25 protein-coding genes and 2 other annotated features are annotated in these 24,749 nt (G+C 37.9%); all 25 genes read left to right on the top strand.

Features of this window, described 5'->3' with window-relative positions; translation table 11 throughout:
- The first annotated feature begins 201 nt into the window (after positions 1-201).
- The 25 genes from ctsR to rpoB all read left to right on the top strand — a co-directional run bounded on the left by ctsR (position 202) and on the right by rpoB (position 24,731).
- The gene (gene ctsR / locus ACZDYH_RS28260) at positions 202-663 is read left to right on the top strand and encodes a transcriptional regulator CtsR (protein WP_001244558.1); all 462 of its coding nucleotides are present in this window, start codon (positions 202-204) and stop codon (positions 661-663) included.
- Between the two features lie 170 nt (positions 664-833).
- Positions 834-1,382: a UvrB/UvrC motif-containing protein gene (locus tag ACZDYH_RS28255; RefSeq protein ID WP_000128399.1), complete on the top strand. Its 549-nt coding sequence runs from the start codon at positions 834-836 to the stop codon at positions 1,380-1,382.
- Between the two features lie 4 nt (positions 1,383-1,386).
- On the top strand, positions 1,387-2,451 hold the full coding sequence (locus tag ACZDYH_RS28250; RefSeq protein ID WP_000050843.1) for a protein arginine kinase: 1,065 nt from the start codon (positions 1,387-1,389) through the stop codon (positions 2,449-2,451).
- A gap of 22 nt (positions 2,452-2,473) precedes the next feature.
- The gene (gene clpC, locus ACZDYH_RS28245; protein WP_000971184.1) at positions 2,474-4,909 is read left to right on the top strand and encodes an ATP-dependent protease ATP-binding subunit ClpC; all 2,436 of its coding nucleotides are present in this window, start codon (positions 2,474-2,476) and stop codon (positions 4,907-4,909) included.
- Between the two features lie 95 nt (positions 4,910-5,004).
- Positions 5,005-6,381, top strand: a complete 1,377-nt coding sequence (gene radA, locus ACZDYH_RS28240; RefSeq protein WP_001085202.1) for a DNA repair protein RadA — start codon at positions 5,005-5,007, stop codon at positions 6,379-6,381.
- Positions 6,382-6,384: 3 nt separating this feature from the next.
- Positions 6,385-7,458 carry a DNA integrity scanning diadenylate cyclase DisA gene (disA, locus tag ACZDYH_RS28235; protein ID WP_000392158.1) on the top strand — a complete coding sequence of 358 codons (1,074 nt, stop codon included), beginning with the start codon at positions 6,385-6,387 and terminating at the stop codon, positions 7,456-7,458.
- A 161-nt stretch (positions 7,459-7,619) separates the two neighbouring features.
- A complete protein-coding gene (locus tag ACZDYH_RS28230; protein WP_000919677.1) occupies positions 7,620-8,729 on the top strand; it encodes a PIN/TRAM domain-containing protein in 1,110 nt (369 codons plus the stop codon).
- Between the two features lie 16 nt (positions 8,730-8,745).
- On the top strand, positions 8,746-9,426 hold the full coding sequence (gene ispD / locus ACZDYH_RS28225) for a 2-C-methyl-D-erythritol 4-phosphate cytidylyltransferase (protein WP_000288283.1): 681 nt from the start codon (positions 8,746-8,748) through the stop codon (positions 9,424-9,426).
- A gap of 116 nt (positions 9,427-9,542) precedes the next feature.
- Entirely contained in the window at positions 9,543-10,019 is a 477-nt protein-coding gene (gene ispF / locus ACZDYH_RS28220) for a 2-C-methyl-D-erythritol 2,4-cyclodiphosphate synthase (protein ID WP_000488386.1), read from the top strand.
- A gap of 89 nt (positions 10,020-10,108) precedes the next feature.
- Complete coding sequence (gene gltX / locus ACZDYH_RS28215; RefSeq protein ID WP_000415143.1) at positions 10,109-11,566, top strand: glutamate--tRNA ligase; 1,458 nt, start codon at positions 10,109-10,111, stop codon at positions 11,564-11,566.
- A 47-nt stretch (positions 11,567-11,613) separates the two neighbouring features.
- Positions 11,614-11,860, top strand: a binding site (T-box leader).
- 150 nt (positions 11,861-12,010) lie between these two features.
- Positions 12,011-12,676: a serine O-acetyltransferase gene (gene cysE / locus ACZDYH_RS28210; RefSeq protein ID WP_000476497.1), complete on the top strand. Its 666-nt coding sequence runs from the start codon at positions 12,011-12,013 to the stop codon at positions 12,674-12,676.
- Complete coding sequence (gene cysS / locus ACZDYH_RS28205) at positions 12,657-14,054, top strand: cysteine--tRNA ligase (protein WP_000152276.1); 1,398 nt, start codon at positions 12,657-12,659, stop codon at positions 14,052-14,054. Before cysE ends, cysS begins: the two co-directional genes overlap by 20 nt.
- A 2-nt stretch (positions 14,055-14,056) precedes the next feature.
- Positions 14,057-14,464, top strand: coding sequence for a Mini-ribonuclease 3 (locus ACZDYH_RS28200; protein ID WP_000564261.1), 408 nt, complete (start codon positions 14,057-14,059; stop codon positions 14,462-14,464).
- The gene (gene rlmB / locus ACZDYH_RS28195) at positions 14,461-15,204 is read left to right on the top strand and encodes a 23S rRNA (guanosine(2251)-2'-O)-methyltransferase RlmB (protein WP_000200237.1); all 744 of its coding nucleotides are present in this window, start codon (positions 14,461-14,463) and stop codon (positions 15,202-15,204) included. Before ACZDYH_RS28200 ends, rlmB begins: the two co-directional genes overlap by 4 nt.
- A gap of 3 nt (positions 15,205-15,207) precedes the next feature.
- Positions 15,208-15,720 carry an NYN domain-containing protein gene (locus tag ACZDYH_RS28190; RefSeq protein ID WP_000997886.1) on the top strand — a complete coding sequence of 171 codons (513 nt, stop codon included), beginning with the start codon at positions 15,208-15,210 and terminating at the stop codon, positions 15,718-15,720.
- A 67-nt stretch (positions 15,721-15,787) separates the two neighbouring features.
- Positions 15,788-16,447 carry an RNA polymerase factor sigma-70 gene (locus tag ACZDYH_RS28185; RefSeq protein WP_000387193.1) on the top strand — a complete coding sequence of 220 codons (660 nt, stop codon included), beginning with the start codon at positions 15,788-15,790 and terminating at the stop codon, positions 16,445-16,447.
- Between the two features lie 136 nt (positions 16,448-16,583).
- Complete coding sequence (rpmG, locus tag ACZDYH_RS28180) at positions 16,584-16,730, top strand: 50S ribosomal protein L33 (RefSeq protein ID WP_014481927.1); 147 nt, start codon at positions 16,584-16,586, stop codon at positions 16,728-16,730.
- A 32-nt stretch (positions 16,731-16,762) separates the two neighbouring features.
- On the top strand, positions 16,763-16,942 hold the full coding sequence (gene secE, locus ACZDYH_RS28175; RefSeq protein ID WP_001241323.1) for a preprotein translocase subunit SecE: 180 nt from the start codon (positions 16,763-16,765) through the stop codon (positions 16,940-16,942).
- A 131-nt stretch (positions 16,943-17,073) separates the two neighbouring features.
- Positions 17,074-17,607, top strand: coding sequence for a transcription termination/antitermination protein NusG (gene nusG, locus ACZDYH_RS28170; protein WP_000415794.1), 534 nt, complete (start codon positions 17,074-17,076; stop codon positions 17,605-17,607).
- A gap of 167 nt (positions 17,608-17,774) precedes the next feature.
- Positions 17,775-18,200 (top strand): 50S ribosomal protein L11, encoded by a 426-nt coding sequence (gene rplK / locus ACZDYH_RS28165; RefSeq protein ID WP_001085872.1) that lies wholly within the window; start codon positions 17,775-17,777, stop codon positions 18,198-18,200.
- 176 nt (positions 18,201-18,376) lie between these two features.
- A complete protein-coding gene (gene rplA, locus ACZDYH_RS28160) occupies positions 18,377-19,069 on the top strand; it encodes a 50S ribosomal protein L1 (RefSeq protein ID WP_001987630.1) in 693 nt (230 codons plus the stop codon).
- Between the two features lie 49 nt (positions 19,070-19,118).
- Positions 19,119-19,263, top strand: a sequence feature (ribosomal protein L10 leader region).
- Positions 19,264-19,302: 39 nt separating this feature from the next.
- Complete coding sequence (gene rplJ, locus ACZDYH_RS28155; RefSeq protein ID WP_000048716.1) at positions 19,303-19,803, top strand: 50S ribosomal protein L10; 501 nt, start codon at positions 19,303-19,305, stop codon at positions 19,801-19,803.
- 67 nt (positions 19,804-19,870) lie between these two features.
- Entirely contained in the window at positions 19,871-20,230 is a 360-nt protein-coding gene (gene rplL, locus ACZDYH_RS28150; RefSeq protein WP_000159736.1) for a 50S ribosomal protein L7/L12, read from the top strand.
- Positions 20,231-20,306: 76 nt separating this feature from the next.
- Positions 20,307-20,906, top strand: a complete 600-nt coding sequence (locus ACZDYH_RS28145) for a class I SAM-dependent methyltransferase (protein WP_000763265.1) — start codon at positions 20,307-20,309, stop codon at positions 20,904-20,906.
- Positions 20,907-21,197: 291 nt separating this feature from the next.
- Positions 21,198-24,731 carry a DNA-directed RNA polymerase subunit beta gene (rpoB, locus tag ACZDYH_RS28140; RefSeq protein ID WP_000147553.1) on the top strand — a complete coding sequence of 1,178 codons (3,534 nt, stop codon included), beginning with the start codon at positions 21,198-21,200 and terminating at the stop codon, positions 24,729-24,731.
- Positions 24,732-24,749 lie beyond the last annotated feature (18 nt).

Raw genomic sequence — 24,749 nt, 5'->3', positions numbered from 1 at the left:
CACGAGTCAAATGACTCGTGTTTTTTCGTGTTTTCTTTTATAATCCATAGTAATTAAAAAAATGTGCTTAAATAATTACTATTTTGATTAAATGCAGGGGAATGTGGCTAGGATAGTGAATAAGCAAAAGAGTTGCAAATTTTATTAATACGTATATAATTAAAGTCAAAGATAGTCAAAGTCAATAAAGGTGGCGGATAAATGAGAAATATATCTGATATCATTGAGCAATATCTAAAGCAAGTTATTGACTTAAGTAATAATAATGTGATTGAAATCAAAAGAAATGAGATTGCGGATCGATTCGAGTGCGTACCATCTCAAATCAATTATGTAATCAATACCCGTTTTACATTAGAAAGAGGATTTATAGTAGAAAGTAAACGTGGTGGTGGAGGTTACATTCGCATTATAAAAGTCAAACTGCATGATGATATAGACATTATTGATCAAATGCTTCATATGATTGATCATAGCGTTGCACAAGGGAATGCAGAGAGTATGATTATACGTTTATTAGAAGAGGGAATTATAACAGGCCGTGAAGCAAAACTAATGTTAAGTGTACTAGATCGTTCTGTATTATCAATGGATATTCCTTCTCGAGATGAACTTAGGGCTCGAATATTATGCGCAATGTTAAGAACACTGAAATATAAATAAATACAGCTTTTGTAAAAGAATGATAATTAAGATAGGGCAGTTAAATATTGTAGAAGTTTTGAAAAAGAGCATGTACTTTTATCTAAATGGATTAAGGAAAGAGGACAATCTAGTAATGTATGAAAAGTATCATGAGGTAGATCGTTCCTATTGTAAAGGTGGGGATATTGATGACTTGTCAAAACTGTAATATAAGACCAGCAACTTTACATTATACAAAAGTAATCAACGAGAAGAAGGCGGAAGTTCATCTTTGTGAGCAATGTGCGGAGCAAAGTGGCTATACGTCTTTCTTTCAATCATCACAGTCTAACTTTTCATTTCATGATGTATTTGCTGGTTTATTACACGGTGAATCAACAATGTTTGGAGAAGGAAAAAACGGGTTTTCAAATACAAATACAGTAAGATGTCCAGATTGTAAGATGACATATGAACATTTTACAAAAGTGGGACGCTTTGGTTGTGCTTCTTGTTACGATACATTTAAAGGACACTTAAACCCATTGTTAAAGCGACTTCATGGTGGACATACAGAACATTGTGGAAAAATTCCGGAACGAATGGAAGGAAATATCCACTTAAAGAAAGAATTAGATGAACTAAAACTTATTCTGAAACAATATGTACAGAATGAGGAGTTTGAGAAAGCTGCTGAGGTAAGAGATGAAATTCGAGGGCTTGAAACTCAGCTTAGTGAGCATAGAGAGGGGGAGTAGTTCTATGTCACTGGACAAAATTATGAATGAAGCGATTAGTCCATGGATGAAGGGGGATGGCCCTGATTCTGATATTGTTTTAAGTAGTCGAATTCGTTTGGCTCGTAATTTTAAGCAATATCAATTTTCTACTATGCAAAACGAAGAGGAAGCTCAACAGGTTCAAGAATTATTTAAAAAGAAATTTATAAATAAATCGGTAGAGCCCTTTGGGAAGTTTGGATTATTAAAAATGAATGAATTAACGCCTCTTCAAAGGAGAGTTTTAGTCGAAAAGCATTTAATTAGTCCAAATCTCGCAGGGACCGAATATGGAGCATGTCTGTTATCAGAAAGCGAACACATTAGTGTGATGCTTAATGAGGAAGACCACATTAGGATTCAGTGCCTATTTCCAGGGCTACAGTTATCAAAGGCGCTTCAAAGCGCTAATCAAATAGATAATTGGATTGAGAAAGAGGTTGAATATGCTTTTGATGAATCACTTGGATATATTACGAGTTGTCCTACTAACGTTGGTACAGGATTAAGAGCTTCTGTAATGATTCATTTACCAGGGCTGGTTTTAACAAAAAGAATTAGCCGTATTATACAAGTAATTCAAAAATTAGGGTTAGTAGTAAGAGGAATATACGGTGAAGGTAGCGAAGCGTTAGGTAATATATTTCAAGTATCAAATCAAATGACGCTAGGGAAATCCGAAGTAGATATTATTGCAGATTTAAAGAGTGTCATGCAGCAAATTATACAACAAGAAAAATTGGCCAGAGAATTAATTGTACAAAATTCGAGCATTGAGCTTGAAGATAAGGTTTATCGTTCTTACGGTATACTAGCAAACAGTCGTTTAATTCAATCTGCAGAAGCGGCAACTTGCTTATCGGATGTACGACTTGGTATTGATCTAGGATATATAAAAGGTATATCGAGAAATATTTTGACTGAGCTAATGGTTCTTACGCAACCAGGTATTTTACAACAATATGCAGGAGGACCTTTAGGACCGGAAGAAAGAGATTATCGAAGAGCAACCTTAATCCGTGAGCGATTACGTATTGAAAAAAACTAAGCGCAAGTAGGAGGCGATTTCTATGATGTTTGGAAGATTTACAGAAAGAGCACAGAAAGTATTAGCTTTATCTCAAGAGGAAGCAATTCGCATTGGGCATAATAATATTGGAACAGAACATATTTTACTTGGGCTTGTACGCGAAGGTGAAGGAATTGCAGCAAAAGCGTTAATTGCTCTTGGATTGAGCCCGGAAAAAGTGCAAAAAGAGGTAGAAGCGTTAATTGGACGTGGAACAGAAGCTTCTCAAACTGTACATTATACACCTCGTGCTAAAAAAGTTATTGAATTGTCTATGGATGAAGCGCGTAAGCTAGGACATTCTTACGTTGGAACAGAACATATTTTACTTGGCTTAATCCGTGAAGGTGAAGGTGTAGCGGCACGTGTTTTAAATAATTTAGGCGTAAGCCTCAACAAAGCAAGACAACAAGTATTACAACTTCTTGGAAGTAACGAAGCAAGTTCAGGTCACCAAGGTGGTTCATCGACAAATGCCAATACACCGACACTAGACAGTTTAGCACGCGACTTAACAGTTGTTGCACGTGAGAATCGTTTGGATCCTGTTATTGGACGTAGTAAAGAAATTCAACGTGTAATTGAAGTGTTAAGCCGTAGAACAAAAAACAATCCAGTGTTAATTGGAGAGCCTGGTGTAGGTAAAACAGCAATTGCTGAAGGGTTAGCACAGCAAATCGTAAATAATGAAGTTCCTGAAACGTTAAGAGATAAGCGTGTTATGACACTAGATATGGGAACAGTGGTAGCTGGGACGAAATATCGTGGTGAGTTTGAAGATCGTTTAAAGAAAGTAATGGATGAAATACGTCAAGCAGGGAATATTATTCTATTTATTGATGAACTTCATACATTAATCGGTGCAGGTGGAGCAGAAGGTGCAATCGATGCATCAAATATTTTAAAACCATCTTTAGCACGCGGAGAATTACAATGTATTGGTGCGACAACTTTAGATGAGTATCGTAAATATATTGAAAAGGATGCAGCTTTAGAGAGACGTTTCCAGCCAATTCATGTTGATGAGCCGAGTCTAGAAGAATCAACTCAAATCTTGAAAGGTTTACGCGATCGTTATGAGGCGCATCACCGTGTGTCTATTACAGATGATGCAATTGATGCAGCTGTAAAACTTTCTGATCGTTATATTACGGATCGTTTCTTACCGGATAAAGCAATTGATTTAATTGATGAAGCTGCTTCAAAGGTTCGCTTACGCTCTTATACAACACCACCAAACTTAAAAGAGCTTGAAGTGAAGCTTGAGGAAATTCGAAAAGAAAAAGATGCAGCTGTACAAAGTCAAGAGTTTGAAAAGGCTGCTTCCTTACGTGATATGGAACAACGCTTACGTGAGAAATTGGAAGATACAAAGCGTCAGTGGAAAGAGCAACAAGGAAAAGAAAATTCAGAGGTTACGGTAGAAGATATTGCAAATGTCGTTTCTACATGGACACGTATCCCTGTTTCTAAACTTGCACAAACAGAGACTGATAAATTATTAAACTTAGAATCCATTCTTCATGATCGTGTCATCGGCCAGGATGAAGCGGTAGTGGCTGTAGCGAAAGCTGTTCGTCGTGCAAGAGCAGGATTGAAAGATCCGAAACGTCCAATTGGTTCATTTATTTTCTTAGGGCCAACAGGTGTAGGTAAAACAGAATTAGCAAGAGCATTGGCAGAATCTATGTTCGGTGATGAGGATGCAATGATTCGCATTGATATGTCTGAGTATATGGAGAAACATTCAACTTCTCGCTTAGTTGGTTCTCCTCCAGGATATGTTGGGTATGAAGAAGGCGGACAATTAACAGAGAAGGTTCGTCGTAAGCCGTATTCAGTTGTCCTATTAGATGAAGTAGAGAAGGCGCATCCCGATGTATTTAATATTTTACTACAGGTATTGGAAGATGGTCGTTTAACTGATTCTAAAGGACGTACAGTTGACTTCCGTAATACGATTGTTATTATGACGTCTAACGTTGGTGCTGAGGCGTTAAAACGTAACAAACATCTTGGATTTAACGTACAAGATGAAAGCCGTGATTATTCGGATATGAAAGGTAAAGTAATGGATGAGCTGAAAAAGGCATTTCGTCCAGAATTCTTAAACCGTATTGATGAAATTATCGTATTCCATATGCTTGAGAAAAAACATATTCAAGAAATTGTGACTCTTATGGTAAATCAGTTAGTGAATCGCTTAAAAGAACAAGAAATTGAATTGCAATTAACAGAAGGGGCGATTGCAGCTATTGCTGATAAAGGGTTTGATCGTGAATATGGTGCTCGTCCACTACGTAGAGCAATTCAGAAGCATGTAGAAGATAGACTATCGGAAGAACTTTTAAAAGGTGCTATTGAGAAAGGGCAAAAAGTTATCTTTGATGTAGAAGGGGAAACATTTGTCATTCATAGTGCTGAAAAGGTAAAATAAGTATAGACAAACTAAGAGGGCTACGAGATAGCCCTCTTTCTTGTACGAGAAGGTCAAATGTTTATAGATGAAAGCGAAGTGAAATATAAAAAGATATGGCTAAAAAGAAAACAAAATTCACATGTCAAGAGTGTGGTTATCAATCACCAAAATATATGGGTAAATGTCCAGGGTGTGGTCAATGGAATTCGCTTGTTGAAGAGATGGAACCCGTTGTATCATCCAGACGCCTAAATTATGCAAATGCAATTCAAACAGAAGTAACAAAACCAAGACGTCTTACAGAAGTAGAAACAAAGTCTGAGGCACGTATTGAAACAAAATTTCAGGAGTTTAACCGTGTACTAGGTGGCGGAATTGTAGATGGATCTTTAGTACTTATTGGTGGGGACCCTGGGATTGGAAAATCAACGTTATTATTACAGATTTCCTCGCAATTAGCAGATGCTTCATATGATGTATTGTATATATCAGGTGAGGAGTCAGCAAAGCAGATTAAACTTCGTGCAGATCGTTTACATGTAAATGGTAGTAATCTATTTGTTGTATCAGAGACAGATTTACAGCGTATTGCAGCACATATTGAAGAGATGAATCCTGCTTTTGTTGTTATTGATTCTATTCAAACGATACATTTACCTGAAGTGACATCAGCTCCTGGTAGTGTGGCGCAAGTACGTGAATGTACAGCAGAATTAATGAAACTTGCAAAAACAAAGGGAATCCCAATTTTTATCGTAGGGCATGTGACAAAAGAAGGTGCAATTGCGGGACCGCGTATGCTAGAACATATGGTCGATGCAGTTCTTTACTTTGAAGGAGATCGACACCATACATATCGTATTTTACGAGCTGTAAAGAATCGTTTTGGTTCTACGAATGAAATGGGTATCTTTGAAATGAAAGAACTTGGCCTTGCAGAAGTCTTAAATCCTTCTGAAATTTTTCTTGAGGAAAGACCAGTTGGAGTTGCAGGTTCAACAGTAGTTGCCTCAATGGAAGGAACAAGACCAGTTTTAGTAGAAATACAGGCATTAATTTCCCCTACTAGTTTTGGAAATCCTCGAAGAATGGCGACAGGAATTGATCATAATCGTGTCTCGCTTATTATGGCGGTACTAGAGAAAAGAACAGGTTTACTATTACAAAATCAAGATGCGTATTTAAAAGTAGCTGGTGGTTTGAAATTAGATGAACCGGCAATTGATTTAGCTGTTGCCTTAAGTATAGCTTCAAGTTTTAGAGATAAATCTACGGCACCAACTGATGCGGTAATAGGAGAAGTTGGATTAACTGGAGAAATAAGAAGAGTATCAAGAATCGAACAACGTGTACAAGAAGCAGCTAAATTAGGATTTCAACGTGCTATCATTCCTAGAAAAAATTTAGGGGGGTGGACAATTCCAGAGGGGATTGAGGTTGTAGGTGTTTCTAATTTAGGAGAAGCGCTTCGTTTGACATTAGGAGGCTAGGCTATGGAAGAAAATAAGCAACGTGTCAAAAGTATAATTAATATTTTACAGCTCGTGGCCCCGGGAACACCACTGCGCGAAGGGATAGATAATGTACTTCGCGCACAAACAGGGGGACTAATTGTTCTTGGGTATAATGAGCAGATTAAAAGCATTGTTGATGGTGGTTTTCATATTAATTGCGCATTCTCTCCTGCTAGTTTATATGAATTAGCAAAAATGGATGGAGCACTTATTTTAAATGAAACTGGAAGTAAAATTTTAATTGCAAACGCACAGTTAGTTCCGGATTCATCTATTGATTCTATTGAAACAGGTATGCGTCACCGAACAGCAGAGCGTGTAGCAAAGCAGACGGGCAGCCTTGTTGTGGCCATTTCACAAAGACGTAATGTAATTACGCTATATCAAGGGAACTTACGTTATACATTAAAAGATATAGGTGTCATTTTAACGAAGGCAAATCAAGCAATTCAAACGCTAGAAAAATATAAGGCTGTATGGAATGACGGCATTACGAATTTGGGTATTCTAGAATTTGAAGAGGTCGTTACAATGTCCGAGGTGGTTCACGTTTTACATAGTGTTGAAATGGTGCTGCGTATTAAAAATGAAATATTGAGCTATATTCATGAGTTAGGAACAGAAGGTAGGTTAATTCGTTTACAGCTTACAGAATTACTAGCTGATTTAGAGGCAGAGGCAGCATTGTTAATTAAAGATTATCACCAGGAGAAAACACAAGACCATCATCAAATATTGAAAAAGTTACAAGATCTTGCAAATACACAACTTTTAGAGGATAGTGATTTAGTTAAATTGCTTGGCTATCCAGGACAAACAAGTTTAGAAGAAAGTGTGACACCTAGAGGGTACCGAATCACAAGCAAGATTTCTCGTGTTCCGCCACTTATTATCGAGAATTTAATTAATCGATTTAAAACATTGCAAGGTGTTTGCCGAGCAACTATTAATGAATTGGATGATGTGGAAGGAATTGGAGAAGTGAGAGCGAAGAAAATACGAGAAGGTCTAAAAAGAATTCAAGAGCATCTCTATATGAGTAGACACAATTAAGAATATTACATTGATTCTATAATATAACGACACTAGAACATTTTTGGTATATGATATGATATATTGGTAAATAAAACTATTTACAAAAAAAACACGTCCGCTTTTGCATTCGGCGTTTTGATTAGCGAAACAATGGTTAATAATGAGTAGGAGGTGGTTGGATGTTAAAACGGATTGTACAGCTCTTCTTTTTAGTGATCGGGGGAGCGTTAGGGATTTACTTAATCCCAAAAATTATTAATGTATTAGATATCGGTGCGGTTCCTTTGTTGGAAGGATCGTATGTTCGTGCAATTATTGGTGCAATTATTTTATTTTTAACAACATTTTGGCTTGTAGATTATATTGTTCAACTTATTAAGCATATTGAAGAGGCTCTTGTAAAGGCGCCTGTAGCAGATGTTTTATTTGGTACATTAGGATTAATCTCTGGTCTTATTGTTGCATATTTAATTTTGATACCAATTCGTGAATTTACAATTCCAGTTATTAGTACGGTGTTGCAAGTGTTCTTCACCCTTTTACTTGGATATTTAGGATTCCAAGTAGGATTTAAAAAGAGGAATGAATTGCTAGGATTATTTACATTACCCCAACGCGGAGGTAAGAAGAAAAACAATAGTGAGAATGAAGAGGTAGAGGTCGAAGCAGAAAAATCTACGACTCATTGGAAAATTCTCGATACGAGTGTAATTATTGACGGACGTATTGCAGATATTTGCCAAACAAAGTTTTTAGAAGGAACAATTGTCATTCCGCAATTCGTATTAGAAGAGCTTCAGCATATTGCCGATTCTTCAGATGCTTTAAAGCGTAATCGTGGCCGCAGAGGGCTAGACATTTTAAATCGTATTCAAAAGGAGATGCCAATTCCGGTAGAAATTTATGAAGGCGATTTCGATGATATCCAAGAAGTAGATAGCAAGCTTGTAAAGTTGGCAAAAATCACTGGTGGAACTGTAGTAACAAACGATTTCAATTTAAACAAAGTTTCTGAATTACAAGGGGTTACGGTGTTAAACATTAATGATTTAGCTAATGCGATTAAACCAGTCGTACTCCCTGGTGAAGAATTAAGTGTTTATGTTGTGAAAGATGGTAAAGAACAAAATCAAGGTGTTGCATACTTAGATGATGGTACGATGATTGTAGTAGAAGATGGTAGAGAGTATGTGGGTTCACAACTTGACGTACTTGTTACTAGCGTATTACAAACATCGGCTGGTCGTATGATTTTCGCAAAACGTAAATTGCTAGAAAAAGCATTATAAGTAGAGGATTATTAATATGTATACATTAATTATTCCGGCAGCGGGCCAAGGAAAACGAATGGGTGCTGGTAAAAATAAGTTATTTTTACTTATAGATGAAGTACCAATTATTGTGCACACATTGCGTGCTTTTGAAAAAGATAAAGCGTGCAAAAGTATTATTATGGCAATTAACGAAGAAGAACGCCCGTATTTTGAAGAGTTAATGCAGAAGTACCAGATTGAAAAGCACGTACAATTCATTCAGGGTGGAGCCGAAAGACAAGATAGCGTCTATAACGCACTTCAGTATGCGAGTGGTGTCGAATATGTTCTTGTGCATGACGGGGCGCGCCCGTTCGTAACGAATAAAGTGATTCGCGATGTATTAACTGCAGCAGAAAAATATGGAGCTTCCATTTGTGCAGTGCCAGTAAAAGATACTGTTAAGAAAGTAGAGAAGGGTGTTGTTGTAGAAACGGTAGAGCGATCTCAACTTAACGCTGTACAAACACCACAAGGATTCTCTGTTTCTCTTTTGCTAGAAGCTCATAGAAGCGCAAAGCAAAGTTGTTTTCTTGGCACAGATGATGCAAGTCTCGTAGAACGTGTGGGGAAGCAAGTAGGTGTAGTAGAGGGGAGTTACTATAATATTAAAGTGACGACTCCGGAAGATCTATTAATTGCTGAAAGTTTCCTACGTGTTCAGAAGAAATAACATTGATGACGTGTTAATAAAGAAAAGCTCGGCAACAGCCGGGCTTTTCTTTATAAGGATAGCGATATAATATAGAGTCATAAAGCTCAGTAGTTTAGCTTAAGGAGGAAGTAAGGATGTTTCGAATTGGACAAGGTTTTGATGTACATGAATTTGCGGAAGGGCGCCCGTTGATTATCGGTGGAATTACAATTCCACACGAGAAAGGATTAATCGGTCATTCAGATGCAGATGTATTGTTACATACGATTGCTGATGCATGTTTAGGTGCGATTGCAGCAGGAGATATCGGAAAGCATTTTCCTGATACAGACCCAGCTTTTAAAGATGCAGATTCAGCTGTATTGTTACAAAAAGTTTGGGAATTTGTGCGTGAACAAGGTTACGAGTTAGGAAATTTAGATTGTACAATTATTGCTCAAAAACCAAAAATGGCACCACATATTGAGAGTATGCGTAAGCGCATTAGTGAACTGTTAGAAACGTCTATCGATAACATTAATGTAAAGGCAACAACAACAGAAAAATTAGGATTTACAGGTAGAGAAGAAGGGATTGCTTCTCAAGCGGTTGTTTTATTACAGAAAAAATAATGGTTTTTAATTCGTAAGATGGATAATCACATTTTTTTGGTGTACAATTATAGAATGTGTTGACATTAAGAATGGAAGGTGTACCAATTATGGAAAAGCAAGTGAGAGTGCGCTACGCGCCAAGTCCAACAGGACACTTACATATCGGAAATGCGCGTACGGCATTATTTAATTATTTATTTGCTCGTCATTTAGATGGCAAATTTATTATTCGTATTGAAGATACTGATGTAAAACGTAACGTGGCTGGTGGAGAAGAAAGCCAATTAAAATACTTGAAATGGCTCGGTATGGACTGGGATGAAGGTGTTGATGTTGGTGGTGAATTTGGACCATATCGCCAAACAGAGCGTTTAGATATTTATAAAAAATTATATGAAGATTTATTAGAGCGTGGTCTAGCTTATAAATGTTATATGACAGAAGAAGAGCTAGAAGCAGAGCGTGAAGGACAAATCGCTCGCGGTGAAACACCTCGTTACGCAGGTAACCACCGTGAATTAACTGAAGAACAAGTGAAAGAATTTGAAGCTGAGGGACGTATTCCAAGTATTCGTTTCCGTGTACCAGCTGATCGTGACTACACATTCAAAGATATTGTAAAAGATGAAGTTGCGTTCCATTCAAATGATTTCGGTGATTTTGTTATTGTGAAAAAGGATGGAATTCCAACTTATAACTTTGCAGTAGCAGTAGATGATCATCTAATGGAAATTACACATGTACTTCGTGGTGATGATCATATTTCAAATACACCGAAACAAATGATGATTTATGAAGCTTTCGGCTGGGATATTCCACAATTCGGTCATATGACTCTAATTGTTAATGAAAGTCGTAAAAAGTTAAGTAAGCGTGATGAATCTATTATTCAATTTATTGAGCAATATAAAGAGCTTGGGTATCTTCCAGAAGCAATCTTTAACTTTATTGCACTACTAGGTTGGTCTCCGGTAGGAGAAGAAGAAATCTTCTCTAAAGATGAGTTTATCAAAATGTTCGATGCAGCTCGTTTATCAAAATCACCTGCATTATTTGATTCTCAAAAACTAAAATGGATGAACAACCAGTATATGAAAAAGCAAGATTTAGATACGGTTGTAGAGTTAAGCTTACCGCATTTAGTGAAAGCTGGACGTGTGGGAGAAACTTTAAGCGAACAAGACCAAGCTTGGATTCGTGATGTAATTGCTTTATACCATGAACAAATGAGTTTTGGAGCTGAAATTGTAGAGCTTTCTGAAATGTTCTTTAAAGATCATGTTGATTATGAAGAAGAAGGACAAGAAGTACTAAATGGTGAACAAGTACCTGAAGTACTTCGTGCATTTGCTGGTCAAATAGAAGCTCTAGAAGCAATGGAGCCAGCAGCAATTAAGGCAGCGATTAAAGCAGTTCAAAAGGAAACAGGACATAAAGGTAAAAATTTATTTATGCCAATCCGTGTTGCAACTACAGGACAAACGCATGGTCCAGAGCTTCCGAATGCTATTGCACTTCTTGGAAAAGAAAAAGTTTTAAATCGTCTTCAAAAAGTAATTGGTTAACATTTTCTAGGTTTAGAAATATAATAAGTATACCTAAAACCTAATAAGGAAAAGCGACGAGAAGGAGAAGTAGAAAATCAGGCTTTTTACAGAGAGAACCACCTTTAGGCTGGGAGTGGTTTATAAGCGGATTTTTGAAATGCCCCTTCGAGTCTTCTGCTGAACAGCGAATTGCTTCGTGGGATGTCTTAGGCCGCAAAGTAAGCAGAAGCGGTGTACACCGTTATCATGGATGAGTTTGAGGCTTTTTTAAGCCTAAACAGAGTGGAACCGCGCTTAAAAGGCGTCTCTGTCAATATGACAGAGACGCCTTTTTTTTATACCGTGTAAATAGGTATGAATATAGAATTTATCTCCTTATATAAAGAATTAGGGGAGAAGTGATGAGTTAGGGGAGTTAGTTCGCTCGACAAAAAAGCAGCCCATAAAGGGGAGGGAACACCGATGTTTAAGAGGCTTCGGGAAGATATTGAAGTCGTTTTTGAACAGGATCCAGCGGCAAGAGGTTATTTCGAAGTCATTTTAACTTACTCTGGATTACATGCAGTTTGGGCCCATCGAATTGCACATGCTTTTTATAAAAGAAATTTTTTCTTTCTTGCACGTTTTGTTTCACAAGTGAGCCGCTTTTTTACTGGCATTGAGATCCATCCAGGAGCAACTATTGGTCGACGTTTTTTTATAGATCATGGAATGGGAGTTGTAATCGGAGAAACTTGTGAAATTGGTGATAATGTAACGATTTATCAAGGGGTTACATTAGGTGGTACAGGAAAAGAAAAAGGAAAGAGGCATCCAACAATTCAGGATAATGTATTAATTGCGACGGGTGCTAAAGTTCTTGGTTCTATTACTGTGGGAGAGAATTCTAAAATCGGAGCAGGGTCTGTCGTATTAAAAGAAGTTCCTGCACATTCTACAGTTGTAGGTATACCTGGCCGTGTCGTTATTCAAAATGGAGTAAAGATTGGTCAAGAATTAAATCACTCTGACCTTCCGGATCCGATTTTTGATAAATTAAAGGCTATGGAAGTAGAACTTGATAAATTGAAGAAACAATTGGAATTAAAGGTAGAAAGGAAGGATAAAAATGACTATTCACATTTATAATACGTTAACACGTCAAAAAGAAGAGTTTGTTCCATTAGAAGAAAATAAGGTAAAGATGTATGTATGCGGACCTACAGTTTATAACTACATTCATATTGGGAATGCAAGGCCTCCTATGGTATTCGATACAGTGCGTCGTTATTTAGAATACAAAGGATACGATGTGCAATATGTATCTAACTTTACGGATGTAGATGATAAATTAATTAAAGCGGCAAATGAATTAGGTGAAGATGTACCGACAATTGCTGATCGCTTTGTTGAAGCGTACTTTGAAGATGTAACAGCACTAGGTTGCAAACACGCAACAGTTCATCCTCGTGTAACAGAAAATATGGATATCATTATTGAATTTATTCAAGAACTTGTGAATAAAGGGTATGCATATGAATCAGAGGGTGATGTGTACTTTAAGACGAAGGAATTCGAAGGTTACGGTAAATTATCACATCAACCAATCGCAGATTTACGTCACGGTGCTCGTATTGAGGTAGGGGAAAAGAAACAAGACCCTCTTGATTTTGCTTTATGGAAAGCTGCGAAAGAAGGAGAAATCTTCTGGGAAAGCCCTTGGGGGCAAGGACGTCCAGGATGGCATATTGAATGCTCAGCAATGGCGCGTAAGTACTTAGGGGATACAATTGACATTCATGCTGGTGGTCAAGACTTGGCATTCCCACATCATGAAAATGAAATTGCGCAGTCAGAAGCATTGACTGGAAAAACGTTTGCACGTTACTGGATGCATAATGGATATATTAATATTAACAATGAGAAGATGTCTAAATCGCTGGGTAACTTTATTTTAGTTCACGATATTATTAAGCAATACGACCCGCAGTTAATTAGATTCTTTATGTTATCAGTACACTATCGTCACCCGATTAACTTTAGTGAAGAGTTATTACAAAGTACGAATAATGGACTGGAAAGAATTAAAACAGCTTATGGAAACTTAAAGCATCGTATGGAGAGTAGTACGGATTTAACGGACCATAATGAGAAATGGTTAGCTGAAATAGAGAAATTCCAGACTGCATTTGAAGAGGCAATGAATGATGACTTTAACACTGCAAATGCAATTACCGAATTATACAACGTAGCAAATCATGCAAATCAATATTTACTTGAAGAGCATACATCTAAAGTTGTGATTGAAGCATACGTAAAACAACTGGAAACGTTATTTGATATTTTAGGATTAGAATTATCAAAAGAAGAATTACTGGATGAAGAAATTGAAGAGCTTATCCAAAAGCGCATTGAAGCTCGTAAAAATCGTGATTTTGCATTGTCTGATCAAATTCGTGACGATTTAAAAGAACGTAATATTATTTTAGAAGATACCGCTCAAGGTACAAGATGGAAAAGAGGATAAGGATGATCGATGCAAAGCAATTAAACAGCTTGGCGTTAGCGTATATGGGTGATGCGGTATATGAACAATATATCCGCTATCACCTCCTTCAAAAAGGAAAAGTTCGACCTAATCAATTACACCGCTTAGGGACGAGCTTTGTTTCAGCAAAAGCACAGGCGAAAGTTGTTTATCATTTATTAGAGACGGCATTTTTGACAGAGGAAGAAGAGGCGGTATTAAGAAGAGGGCGTAATGCAAATTCAGGTACAGTTCCGAAAAATACGGATGTACAAACATATCGACATAGTACAGCCTTTGAAGCGCTAATTGGTTACCATCATTTATTAAATAATCGTGAAAGATTAGACGAAATTGTATATAAGGCAATAGCAGTTTTAGAAGAAAAGGAAGGGGGCACATCATCATGACTAGTGAATATATTATCGGACGTAACCCTGTAATTGAAGCGTTAAGATCAGGGAGAGATATTAATAAAATTTGGATCGCAGAAGGTGCTGCCAAAGGACAAGTACAAATTGTACTAGCATTAGCGAAAGAAAATAAGATTATTTTACAACATGCACCAAAGAAAAAGTTAGATCAATTAGTTGAGGGTAATCATCAAGGTGTAATTGCTCAAGTAGCTGCATATCAGTATGCAGAGTTAGAAGATTTATTCAAAGTGGCAGAAAAACGTAATGAAGATCCATTCTTCTTGATTTTAGATGAGATTGAAGATCCGCATAACCTAGGTTCTATTATGCGTACTGCTGATGCAACAGGAGCTCATGGAATTATTATTCCGAAGAGAAGAGCTGTGGGACTTACCGCATCAGTTGCGAAAGCATCAACAGGAGCGATTGAATACATTCCTGTTGCGCGCGTAACAAACTTATCTCGTACAATTGATGAATTAAAAGAGCGTGGACTTTGGATTGCTGGTACAGATGCCAAAGGGAAAACGGATTACCGTAATTTAGATGGTACAATGCCGATTGGATTAGTAATTGGTAGTGAAGGAAAAGGTATGAGTCGTATTATTGGTGAAAAGTGTGATTTCTTAATCACTCTACCGATGGTTGGTAAAGTTACATCCTTAAATGCTTCAGTAGCCGCAAGTTTGTTAATGTATGAGGTATATCGTAAACGTCACGAAATTGGTAAATAAAAAATGAACGATATTTTAATCGTTGACGGCTACAACATTATCGGAGCTTGGGGAGATTTGAAGAAACTGCGGGATGTAGATTTACAATCATCAAGAGATGCGCTTATTGATAAGATGGCGGATTATCAAGGTTATACAGGCACAAAAGTGATGATAGTCTTTGATGCCTATACAGTCCATGGTATTGAAAAAAAGATGAAACAATCTCGTGTAGAAGTAATATTCACACGAAAGAATCAAACTGCAGACGAAAAGATAGAGCAACTTGCGATAGAGCTTAGAAATATAAATACACAAATATATGTTGCGACTTCTGATTATACAGAACAATGGGTTATATTTGGGCAAGGTGCCCTTCGAAAATCTGCGCGTGAATTAGAGTTGGAAGTACAAGCGATGGAACAACAAGTAAGAAGGCGTACAAAAGACACGAAAGAACAGCAGCCCGCCATGCGAAAGATATTCAGTAAAGATATTACAGAAAAATTAGAAAAATTAAGAAGAGGAGAGCGTTGAAGCATTGACGCTCTTTATCTTTTTACTGTATAATATTGCTAAATAAATAGCGGTCGGAGGGATCAAGGTGGAAGCAGGCTTCGTAAGTATAGGCGACGTTACATTTCGTGATTTAGAGGATGAGGCAATCGTTGAGTTAGTTCGAAAAGGTAATACTGACGCTCTAGAATATTTAATTCACAAGTATAAGAACTTTGTTCGTGCGAAATCAAGATCTTACTTTTTAGTGGGTGCCGATCGAGAAGACATTGTTCAAGAAGGTATGATAGGGTTGTTTAAAGCAATTCGTGATTATAAAGAGGACAAGCTGTCTTCATTCAAAGCATTTGCTGAACTATGTATCACTCGACAAATTATTACCGCTATTAAAACGGCAACAAGACAAAAACATATTCCTTTAAATTCGTATGTGTCTTTAGATAAGCCGATTTACGATGAGGAATCTGATCGAACGTTATTGGATGTTATTTCTGAAGCGAAGGTGACTGATCCTGAAGAGATGATCATTAGCCAGGAAGAATATACAGACATAGAATCAAAAATATCTGAATTATTAAGCGATTTAGAAAGAAAAGTGCTTTCTTTATATTTAGATGGTCGTTCTTATCAAGAGATTTCAGAACAGTTAAACAGGCATGTGAAATCTATTGATAACGCTTTACAAAGAGTAAAGAGGAAATTGGAACGATATATGGAAATGAGAGAAAGTACAACTTTAAATTCATAAGAAGTAACAAGTGCTACAGGTGTAAAATAAATCACCTGTTTTCTTTTGTAGAGAGTACAAAATGCATGTCATTGACATTGTCTTTTATTGTATGATACATTTTTAGGGACATAATGTTACAAGGTTGGTGTAACTAATGAGGAAAAAAGTTGTACTCTCATGTGAAGAGTGTAAAAATCGAAACTACTCTACTATGAAAGATACGAGCTCAATAGAGCGACTTGAAATAAAAAAGTTTTGTAAAACATGCAATCAGCATACAGTTCACAAGGAAACAAAATAAATAATTGAAATAATACACTGGAGGTCCCGCAGATGCGTTTAACGAACTTTTTCGGCGATGTAGGTCGCGAAATGAAAAAAGTAAGTTGGCCTAAAAAAGATGAATTACTCCGCTCAACAGCGACTGTTGTTGCTACAGTTGTGTTCTTTGCGATTTTCTTCGCAGTAGTTGATATGGGCATTTCTTCTTTAATTCGGTTAATTCTTGGTTAATTCTTGAATAAGAAGCACTTATCCATGATATAATGTTATTTATAAGAACTGTGTAAAAGCCCGGTGAACGGGTTTTTTCATTTGCGCAAAAAAATGTACGTCAGGGAGGGAAGGACGCTCGTCCTAAATGAATGGAAAAAAGTTGGTATGTTGTCCATACTTATTCTGGATATGAAAATAAAGTAAAAGCAAACCTAGAGAAACGTGTAGAATCAATGGGTATGCAAGATAAAATTTTCCGTGTTGTTGTCCCGGAAGAAGTAGAAGTAGAAATGAAAAACGGAAAAGAAAAATTAATGAAAAGAAAAGTGTTCCCAGGTTATGTATTAGTAGAATTAATCATGACTGATGACTCTTGGTATGTTGTACGTAACACGCCGGGTGTAACTGGGTTCGTTGGTTCTTCTGGTTCTGGATCTAAACCATCACCTCTATTAGAAGAGGAAGTTGTTACCATTATGAAACATATGGGAATGGACAACGAAGTGGTTGATTTCGACTTTGAACTTCATGAGACAGTACGTGTAAATGAGGGGCCATTCGCAGATTATACAGGTGCTATTGAAGAAATTGATGTGGAGAAGAAAAAGGTTAGCGTGCTTGTGGACATGTTTGGTCGCGAGACTCCAGTTGAACTTGACTTCCATCAAATTGAAAAATTATAAAATGAAACTTGAAATGAATTGTAAAAAGTGATAATATCTTTTAAGTCAGTACGTCTTCGTTATCGGAGACGTTTTTTGAAAGATTTTATCCTTACAGATAAAATATGACGTGGGAGGGCAAATCACTGTCCAATTGACCACATCACGGACTTAAGGAGGTGTGTCTCGTGGCTAAAAAGGTAATTAAAATGGTAAAGCTTCAAATTCCTGCAGGTAAAGCTAACCCAGCTCCACCAGTTGGTCCAGCATTAGGACAAGCAGGTGTTAACATCATGGGCTTCTGTAAAGAGTTTAACGCTCGTACAGCAGATCAAGCTGGTCTTATCATCCCTGTTGAAATTACGGTATTTGAGGACCGTTCATTCACTTTCATTACTAAAACTCCTCCTGCTGCTGTTCTTCTTAAGAAAGTAGCTGGTATTGAGTCTGGTTCTGGTGAACCAAACCGTAATAAAGTGGCAACTGTTAAGCGTGATAAAGTACGCGAAATCGCTGAAACTAAAATGCCTGACCTAAACGCTGCTAGCGTAGAAGCTGCAATGCGTATGGTTGAAGGTACTGCACGCAGTATGGGCATCGTTATCGAAGACTAATTCGATTTGTTTTTAAAAAAGGTTGCGGGTCTGGAATTCCAATTCGCAACCTTTATTATCGTAAATGATTATCGTTTTTAAATAAATGGATGGCGCTCATCCTCAGGTTATACCTGAAAACAGGCGTAAACGTGGGAGGTTATTCCGCTAAAACCACATTCGAGGAGGAAATAAAAATGGCTAAAAGAGGTAAAAAGTACGTAGAAGCTGCAAAGCTTGTTGATCGTGCAGCTGCTTACTCTGCAACAGAAGCAGTAGAATTAGTAAAGAAAACAAACACAGCTAAATTTGATGCAACTGTAGAAGCTGCATTCCGTTTAGGTGTTGACCCTAAGAAAGCTGACCAACAAATCCGTGGTGCAGTTGTTCTTCCACACGGTACTGGTAAAGTACAACGTGTATTAGTATTTGCTAAAGGTGAAAAAGCTAAAGAAGCTGAAGCTGCTGGAGCTGACTTCGTAGGCGATACTGATTACATCGGTAAAATCCAACAAGGTTGGTTCGATTTCGATGTAGTAGTAGCAACTCCTGACATGATGGGTGAAGTTGGTAAACTTGGTCGCGTATTAGGACCTAAAGGTTTAATGCCAAACCCTAAAACTGGAACAGTTACTTTCGATGTAACTAAAGCTGTTAACGAAATCAAAGCTGGTAAAGTTGAATACCGCGTTGATAAAGCTGGTAACATCCACGTTCCAATCGGTAAAGTATCTTTCGAAGATGCTAAATTAGTAGAAAACTTCAAAACAATTGCTGACACTTTACAAAAAGTTAAGCCAGCTGCTGCAAAAGGTACTTACATGAAGAACGTAACAGTTGCTTCTACAATGGGACCTGGCGTACGTGTAGACGTTTCTACATTAGCGTAAATTTTGGAAGTTGACTTCATAAAGAAGTTTTAATATAATCATTTATGTTGTGAATTTAATTAGTGTACCGTAGACAGTAGGTGTCAATAGACTTAATTTCCTACCTAGGTGTTAATATACGAAGCGGAATCTTTTTTCTGTGACTATATGCCTCCATGTCTACAAGTTGGGCATGGAGGTTTTTAGTGCACTTTCGGTACATCTTCTATATAATCTACAGGAGGTGTAATAACATGAGCAAAGTAATCGAAACTAAACAACAAGTTGTAACTGAAATCGCGGACAAACTTCGCGCTAGTAAATCTACAATCGTTGTTGACTACCGTGGTTTAACAGTTTCTGAAGCAACAGAATTACGTAAGCAATTACGTGAAGCTGGCGTTGAGTTCAAAGTTTACAAAAACTCTCTAACTCGTCGTGCTGCAGAATCTGCTGAAATGGCTGAGTTAAATGAATTCTTAACAGGACCAAACGCAATCGCGTTCAGTAACGAGGATGTAGTTGCTCCTGCGAAAGTATTAAACGACTTCGCTAAAGATCATGAAGCTTTAGAAATTAAAGCGGGCGTAATCGAAGGTAAACTTGTAACACTTGATGAGGTTAAAGCAATTGCTACTCTTCCATCACGTGAAGGCTTACTTTCTATGCTTCTTAGCGTTCTTCAAGCTCCAATCCGTAACCTTGCACTTGCTACTAAAGCAGTTGCAGACCAAAAGGAAGAGCAAGGCGCTTAATTTTTTAAAAGATAATTACGTATTATCGATAAAACAATACAAACCTATTTAAGGGAGGATATTTACAATGACTAAAGAACAAATCATTGAAGCAGTTAAATCTATGACTGTATTAGAACTTAACGACTTAGTAAAAGCTATCGAGGAAGAATTCGGCGTAACTGCTGCTGCTCCTGTAGCTGTTGCTGGTGGCGCTGGAGAAGCTGCTGCTGAGAAAACTGAATTTGATGTGGAACTAACTAGCGCTGGTGCACAAAAAATCAAAGTTATCAAAGTTGTTCGTGAAATCACTGGTCTTGGCTTAAAAGAAGCTAAAGAATTAGTTGACAACACTCCAAAAGTAATCAAAGAAGCTGCTGCTAAAGAAGAAGCTGAAGAAATCAAAGCTAAACTTGAAGAAGTTGGCGCTGCTGTAGAAGTTAAGTAATTAACTTTTGATGCTTTAAAAAAAGCTCGCTCTCATGCGAGCTTTTTTTTTAACTGTAAAGAAAAGAGGTGGCCATATGGCAGACCATTATTTTTCTAACGACCCTTCTAGTAAAAGTGATCGTAAGCGATGGGAGTTTGCCCTTCGTGGATCTCGATTTACTTTCTTATCTGATCATGGGGTGTTCTCGAAAAACGAAGTGGACTTTGGTTCCCGTCTTTTAATTGAAGCGTTTCAAATGCCAGATATTAAAGGTAATATATTAGACGTAGGTTGCGGATACGGTCCTATTGGTTTGTCGTTAGCGAAAGAGTTTCAAGGTCGTGAAGTTCACATGGTGGATGTGAACGAGAGGGCACTTGGGCTTGCGAAAGAAAACGCCGCTAATAACAAAATCGAGAATATACGTATTTTTCAAAGTAGCGTCTATGAAAATGTAGATGGTAAGTATGCTGCTATTCTATCTAACCCTCCGATTCGTGCGGGTAAAGATATCGTACATGAGATTTTAGAAAAAGCTGTGGAGTATTTAGTTCCAGATGGAGAGCTTTGGATTGTTATTCAAAAGAAACAAGGTGCACCGTCTGCGCTAAAAAAACTAGAAGAAGTATTTTCTGAAGTTGAGGTTGTAGAAAAGAAAAAAGGATATTATATCATAAAATCAAAAAAACGTTGACGGTTATTTTTGGCTATGTTAACATTATACAATGCCAATATATGATTTTCTGCGTTGAGAAAGATGTATATTTTTGTTTCTCTTGGAAAAGATAGTAAAATCAGCAGATTATGAAACAGAATGATGGTTTTCTTATAGAAGCCATTTTTCTTTTTTGAGCAGGTAGAAAGACTCAACGTATTTATCTTTAAGAGAAAGAGACTACGCTAATAGCAGTAGTTGTATTTATTTGTGATTTTGCACAAATTTTTTTGTGCATTTATAATACTCATGATTTGAGGGGTGAAGCAGTTGACAGGTCAACTAGTTCAATACGGACGCCACCGCCAACGAAGAAGTTATGCCCGTATTAGTGAAGTATTAGAGTTACCAAATCTTATCGAAATTCAAACCTCTTCTTATCAGTGGTTTCTTGATGAGGGTTTGCGAGAAATGTTCCAAGACATTTCTCCGATTGAAGACTTTACGGGAAATCTATCGCTTGAATTTATCGACTACAGCTTAGGTGAACCTAAATACTCTGTAGACGAATGCAAAGAGCGTGATGTGACGTATGCAGCACCACTTCGTGTAAAAGTGCGTCTAATCAACAAGGAAACTGGTGAAGTAAAAGAACAAGATGTGTTCATGGGAGATTTCCCACTCATGACAGAGACTGGAACATTCGTAATTAACGGTGCAGAACGTGTTATCGTTTCCCAGTTAGTTCGCTCTCCAAGCGTATACTATAGTGGCAAAGTGGATAAAAACGGAAAACGTGGTTTTACTGCTACTGTAATTCCAAACCGCGGAGCTTGGTTAGAGTATGAGACAGATGCTAAGGATGTTGTATATGTGCGTATTGACCGTACGCGTAAACTTCCTGTAACTGTTTTGTTACGCGCATTAGGGTTTGGCTCTGATCAAGAAATCACCGAGCTTTTAGGTGATAACGAATACTTAAGCAACACATTAGAAAAAGACAACACAGATAGCACAGAAAAAGCATTGCTTGAAATTTATGAGCGTCTACGTCCTGGTGAACCACCAACAGTAGAAAATGCTAAGAGCTTACTTGTGTCTCGTTTCTTTGATCCAAAGCGCTACGATTTAGCAAATGTAGGTCGCTATAAGATCAACAAGAAGTTACACATTAAAAACAGATTGTTTAATCAACGTTTAGCTGAAACATTAGTGGATCCAGAAACTGGTGAAATTTTAGCGGCAGAAGGAACAATCTTAGATCGTCGTACACTTGATCGCATTTTACCTTACTTAGAGAAAAACATTGGATTCAAAACAGCGAAACCAATGGGTGGAGTGGTAGAAGGCGATGTTGAGCTGCAATCTATTAAGATTTATGCTCCTGAGTCGGAAGGCGAACGCGTAATTAATGTAATTGGTAATGCAAACATTACTCGTGATGTGAAACACATCACACCAGGTGATATCCTTGCTTCTATCAGTTACTTCTTCAACCTACTATACAAAGTAGGGGATACAGATGATATTGACCATTTAGGAAACCGTCGTCTGCGTTCTGTTGGAGAACTGTTACAAAATCAATTCCGTATCGGTCTTTCTCGTATGGAACGTGTTGTTCGTGAGAGAATGTCGATCCAAGATACAAATGCAATTACACCACAGGCACTAATTAATATTCGTCCTGTTATTGCATCTATTAAAGAGTTCTTCGGAAGTTCTCAGTTATCTCAGTTTATGGACCAAACAAACCCATTAGCAGAGTTAACTCACAAACGAAGACTATCTGCATTAGGACCTGGTGGTTTAACGCGTGAGCGCGCAGGCTTTGAAGTGCGTGACGTTCATTACTCTCACTACGGTCGTATGTGTCCGATTGAAACACCAGAGGGACCAAACATCGGTTTGATTAACTCATTATCTTCGTTCGCGAAAGTAAATGAGTTTGGTTTCATTGAAACACCATACCGTCGTGTTGACCCAGAAACTGGTCTTGTAACAGGGCATGTTGATTACTTAACAGCAGATGAAGAAGATAACTATGTTGTAGCCCAAGCGAATATGAAATTATCTGACGAAGGTGAATTCCTAAGTGAAGATATCGTAGCTCGTTTCCGTGGTGAAAACATTGTCACAAATAGAGAACGCATCGACTACATGGATGTATCTCCAAAACAAGTAGTGTCGGCAGCGACAGCTTGTATTCCGTTCTTAGAAAACGATGACTCTAACCGCGCACTTATGGGAGCGAACATGCAACGTCAGGCGGTTCCGTTAATGAATCCGGAATCTCCGATTGTAGGTACAGGTATGGAGTACGTATCAGCAAAAGACTCAGGTGCTGCAGTAATCTGTAAACATCCTGGTGTTGTTGAGCGCGTAGAAGCACGTGAAGTTTGGGTACGTCGCTATGTAGAAGTTGACGGTCAAACAGTAAAAGGCGACTTAGATCGCTACAAAATGCAAAAATTCATTCGTTCTAACCAAGGAACTTGTTACAACCAACGTCCAATCGTAAGTGTTGGAAATGAAGTTGTAAAAGGTGAAATCCTTGCGGATGGTCCTTCTATGGAATTAGGTGAACTAGCACTTGGACGTAACGTGCTTGTTGGCTTCATGACTTGGGACGGTTATAACTACGAGGATGCGATCATCATGAGTGAGCGCCTTGTAAAAGATGATGTGTACACTTCTATTCATATTGAAGAATATGAATCAGAAGCTCGTGATACGAAGCTTGGACCAGAAGAAATTACACGTGACATTCCAAACGTTGGAGAAGACGCATTACGTAACCTTGACGAGCGCGGTATCATTCGCGTTGGTGCTGAAGTAAAAGATGGAGATTTACTTGTTGGTAAAGTAACACCTAAAGGTGTAACAGAATTAACAGCTGAAGAACGTCTATTACATGCTATCTTTGGAGAAAAAGCGCGTGAAGTACGTGATACATCACTACGTGTACCACACGGTGGTGGCGGTATTATCTTAGACGTAAAAGTATTCAACCGTGAAGATGGCGATGAATTGCCACCAGGCGTGAATCAACTTGTACGTGCATATATCGTTCAAAAACGTAAAATTTCTGAAGGTGACAAGATGGCCGGACGTCACGGTAACAAAGGTGTTATTTCTCGTATTTTACCAGAAGAAGATATGCCTTACCTACCAGACGGTACGCCAATCGATATCATGTTAAACCCATTAGGGGTACCATCTCGTATGAATATCGGTCAGGTATTAGAGCTTCATCTTGGTATGGCAGCAAGATACCTTGGCATTCACATTGCAACACCAGTATTCGATGGTGCTCGTGAGGAAGATGTTTGGGGCACAATTGAAGAAGCTGGTATGGCAAATGACGCGAAAACAATCCTGTATGACGGACGTACTGGTGAACCATTCGATAACCGCGTATCTGTTGGTGTCATGTATATGATCAAACTTGCGCACATGGTTGACGATAAACTTCATGCTCGTTCTACTGGACCATACTCACTTGTAACGCAGCAACCTCTTGGAGGTAAAGCTCAGTTCGGTGGACAGCGTTTCGGTGAGATGGAGGTTTGGGCACTTGAAGCTTACGGTGCTGCTTATACTCTTCAAGAAATCTTAACAGTGAAGTCTGATGATGTTGTTGGACGTGTTAAGACTTATGAAGCAATTGTTAAAGGCGAAAATGTTCCAGAACCAGGCGTTCCTGAATCATTCAAAGTATTGATTAAAGAGCTGCAAAGTTTAGGTATGGACGTTAAAATGATGTCTAGCGACGATACAGAAATTGAAATGCGTGATACAGAAGATGACGATGATCATCAATCAGCAGATAAATTGAATGTCGAAGTTGAGACAACTAAGGAATAATTGGGATAACCTGTAGAC

The sequence above is a fragment of the Bacillus sp. EB V-12 genome, assembly GCF_056158125.1.
Note: the sequence above shows the minus strand (reverse complement) of the source record. Positions and strands in the feature narration are given on the sequence as shown.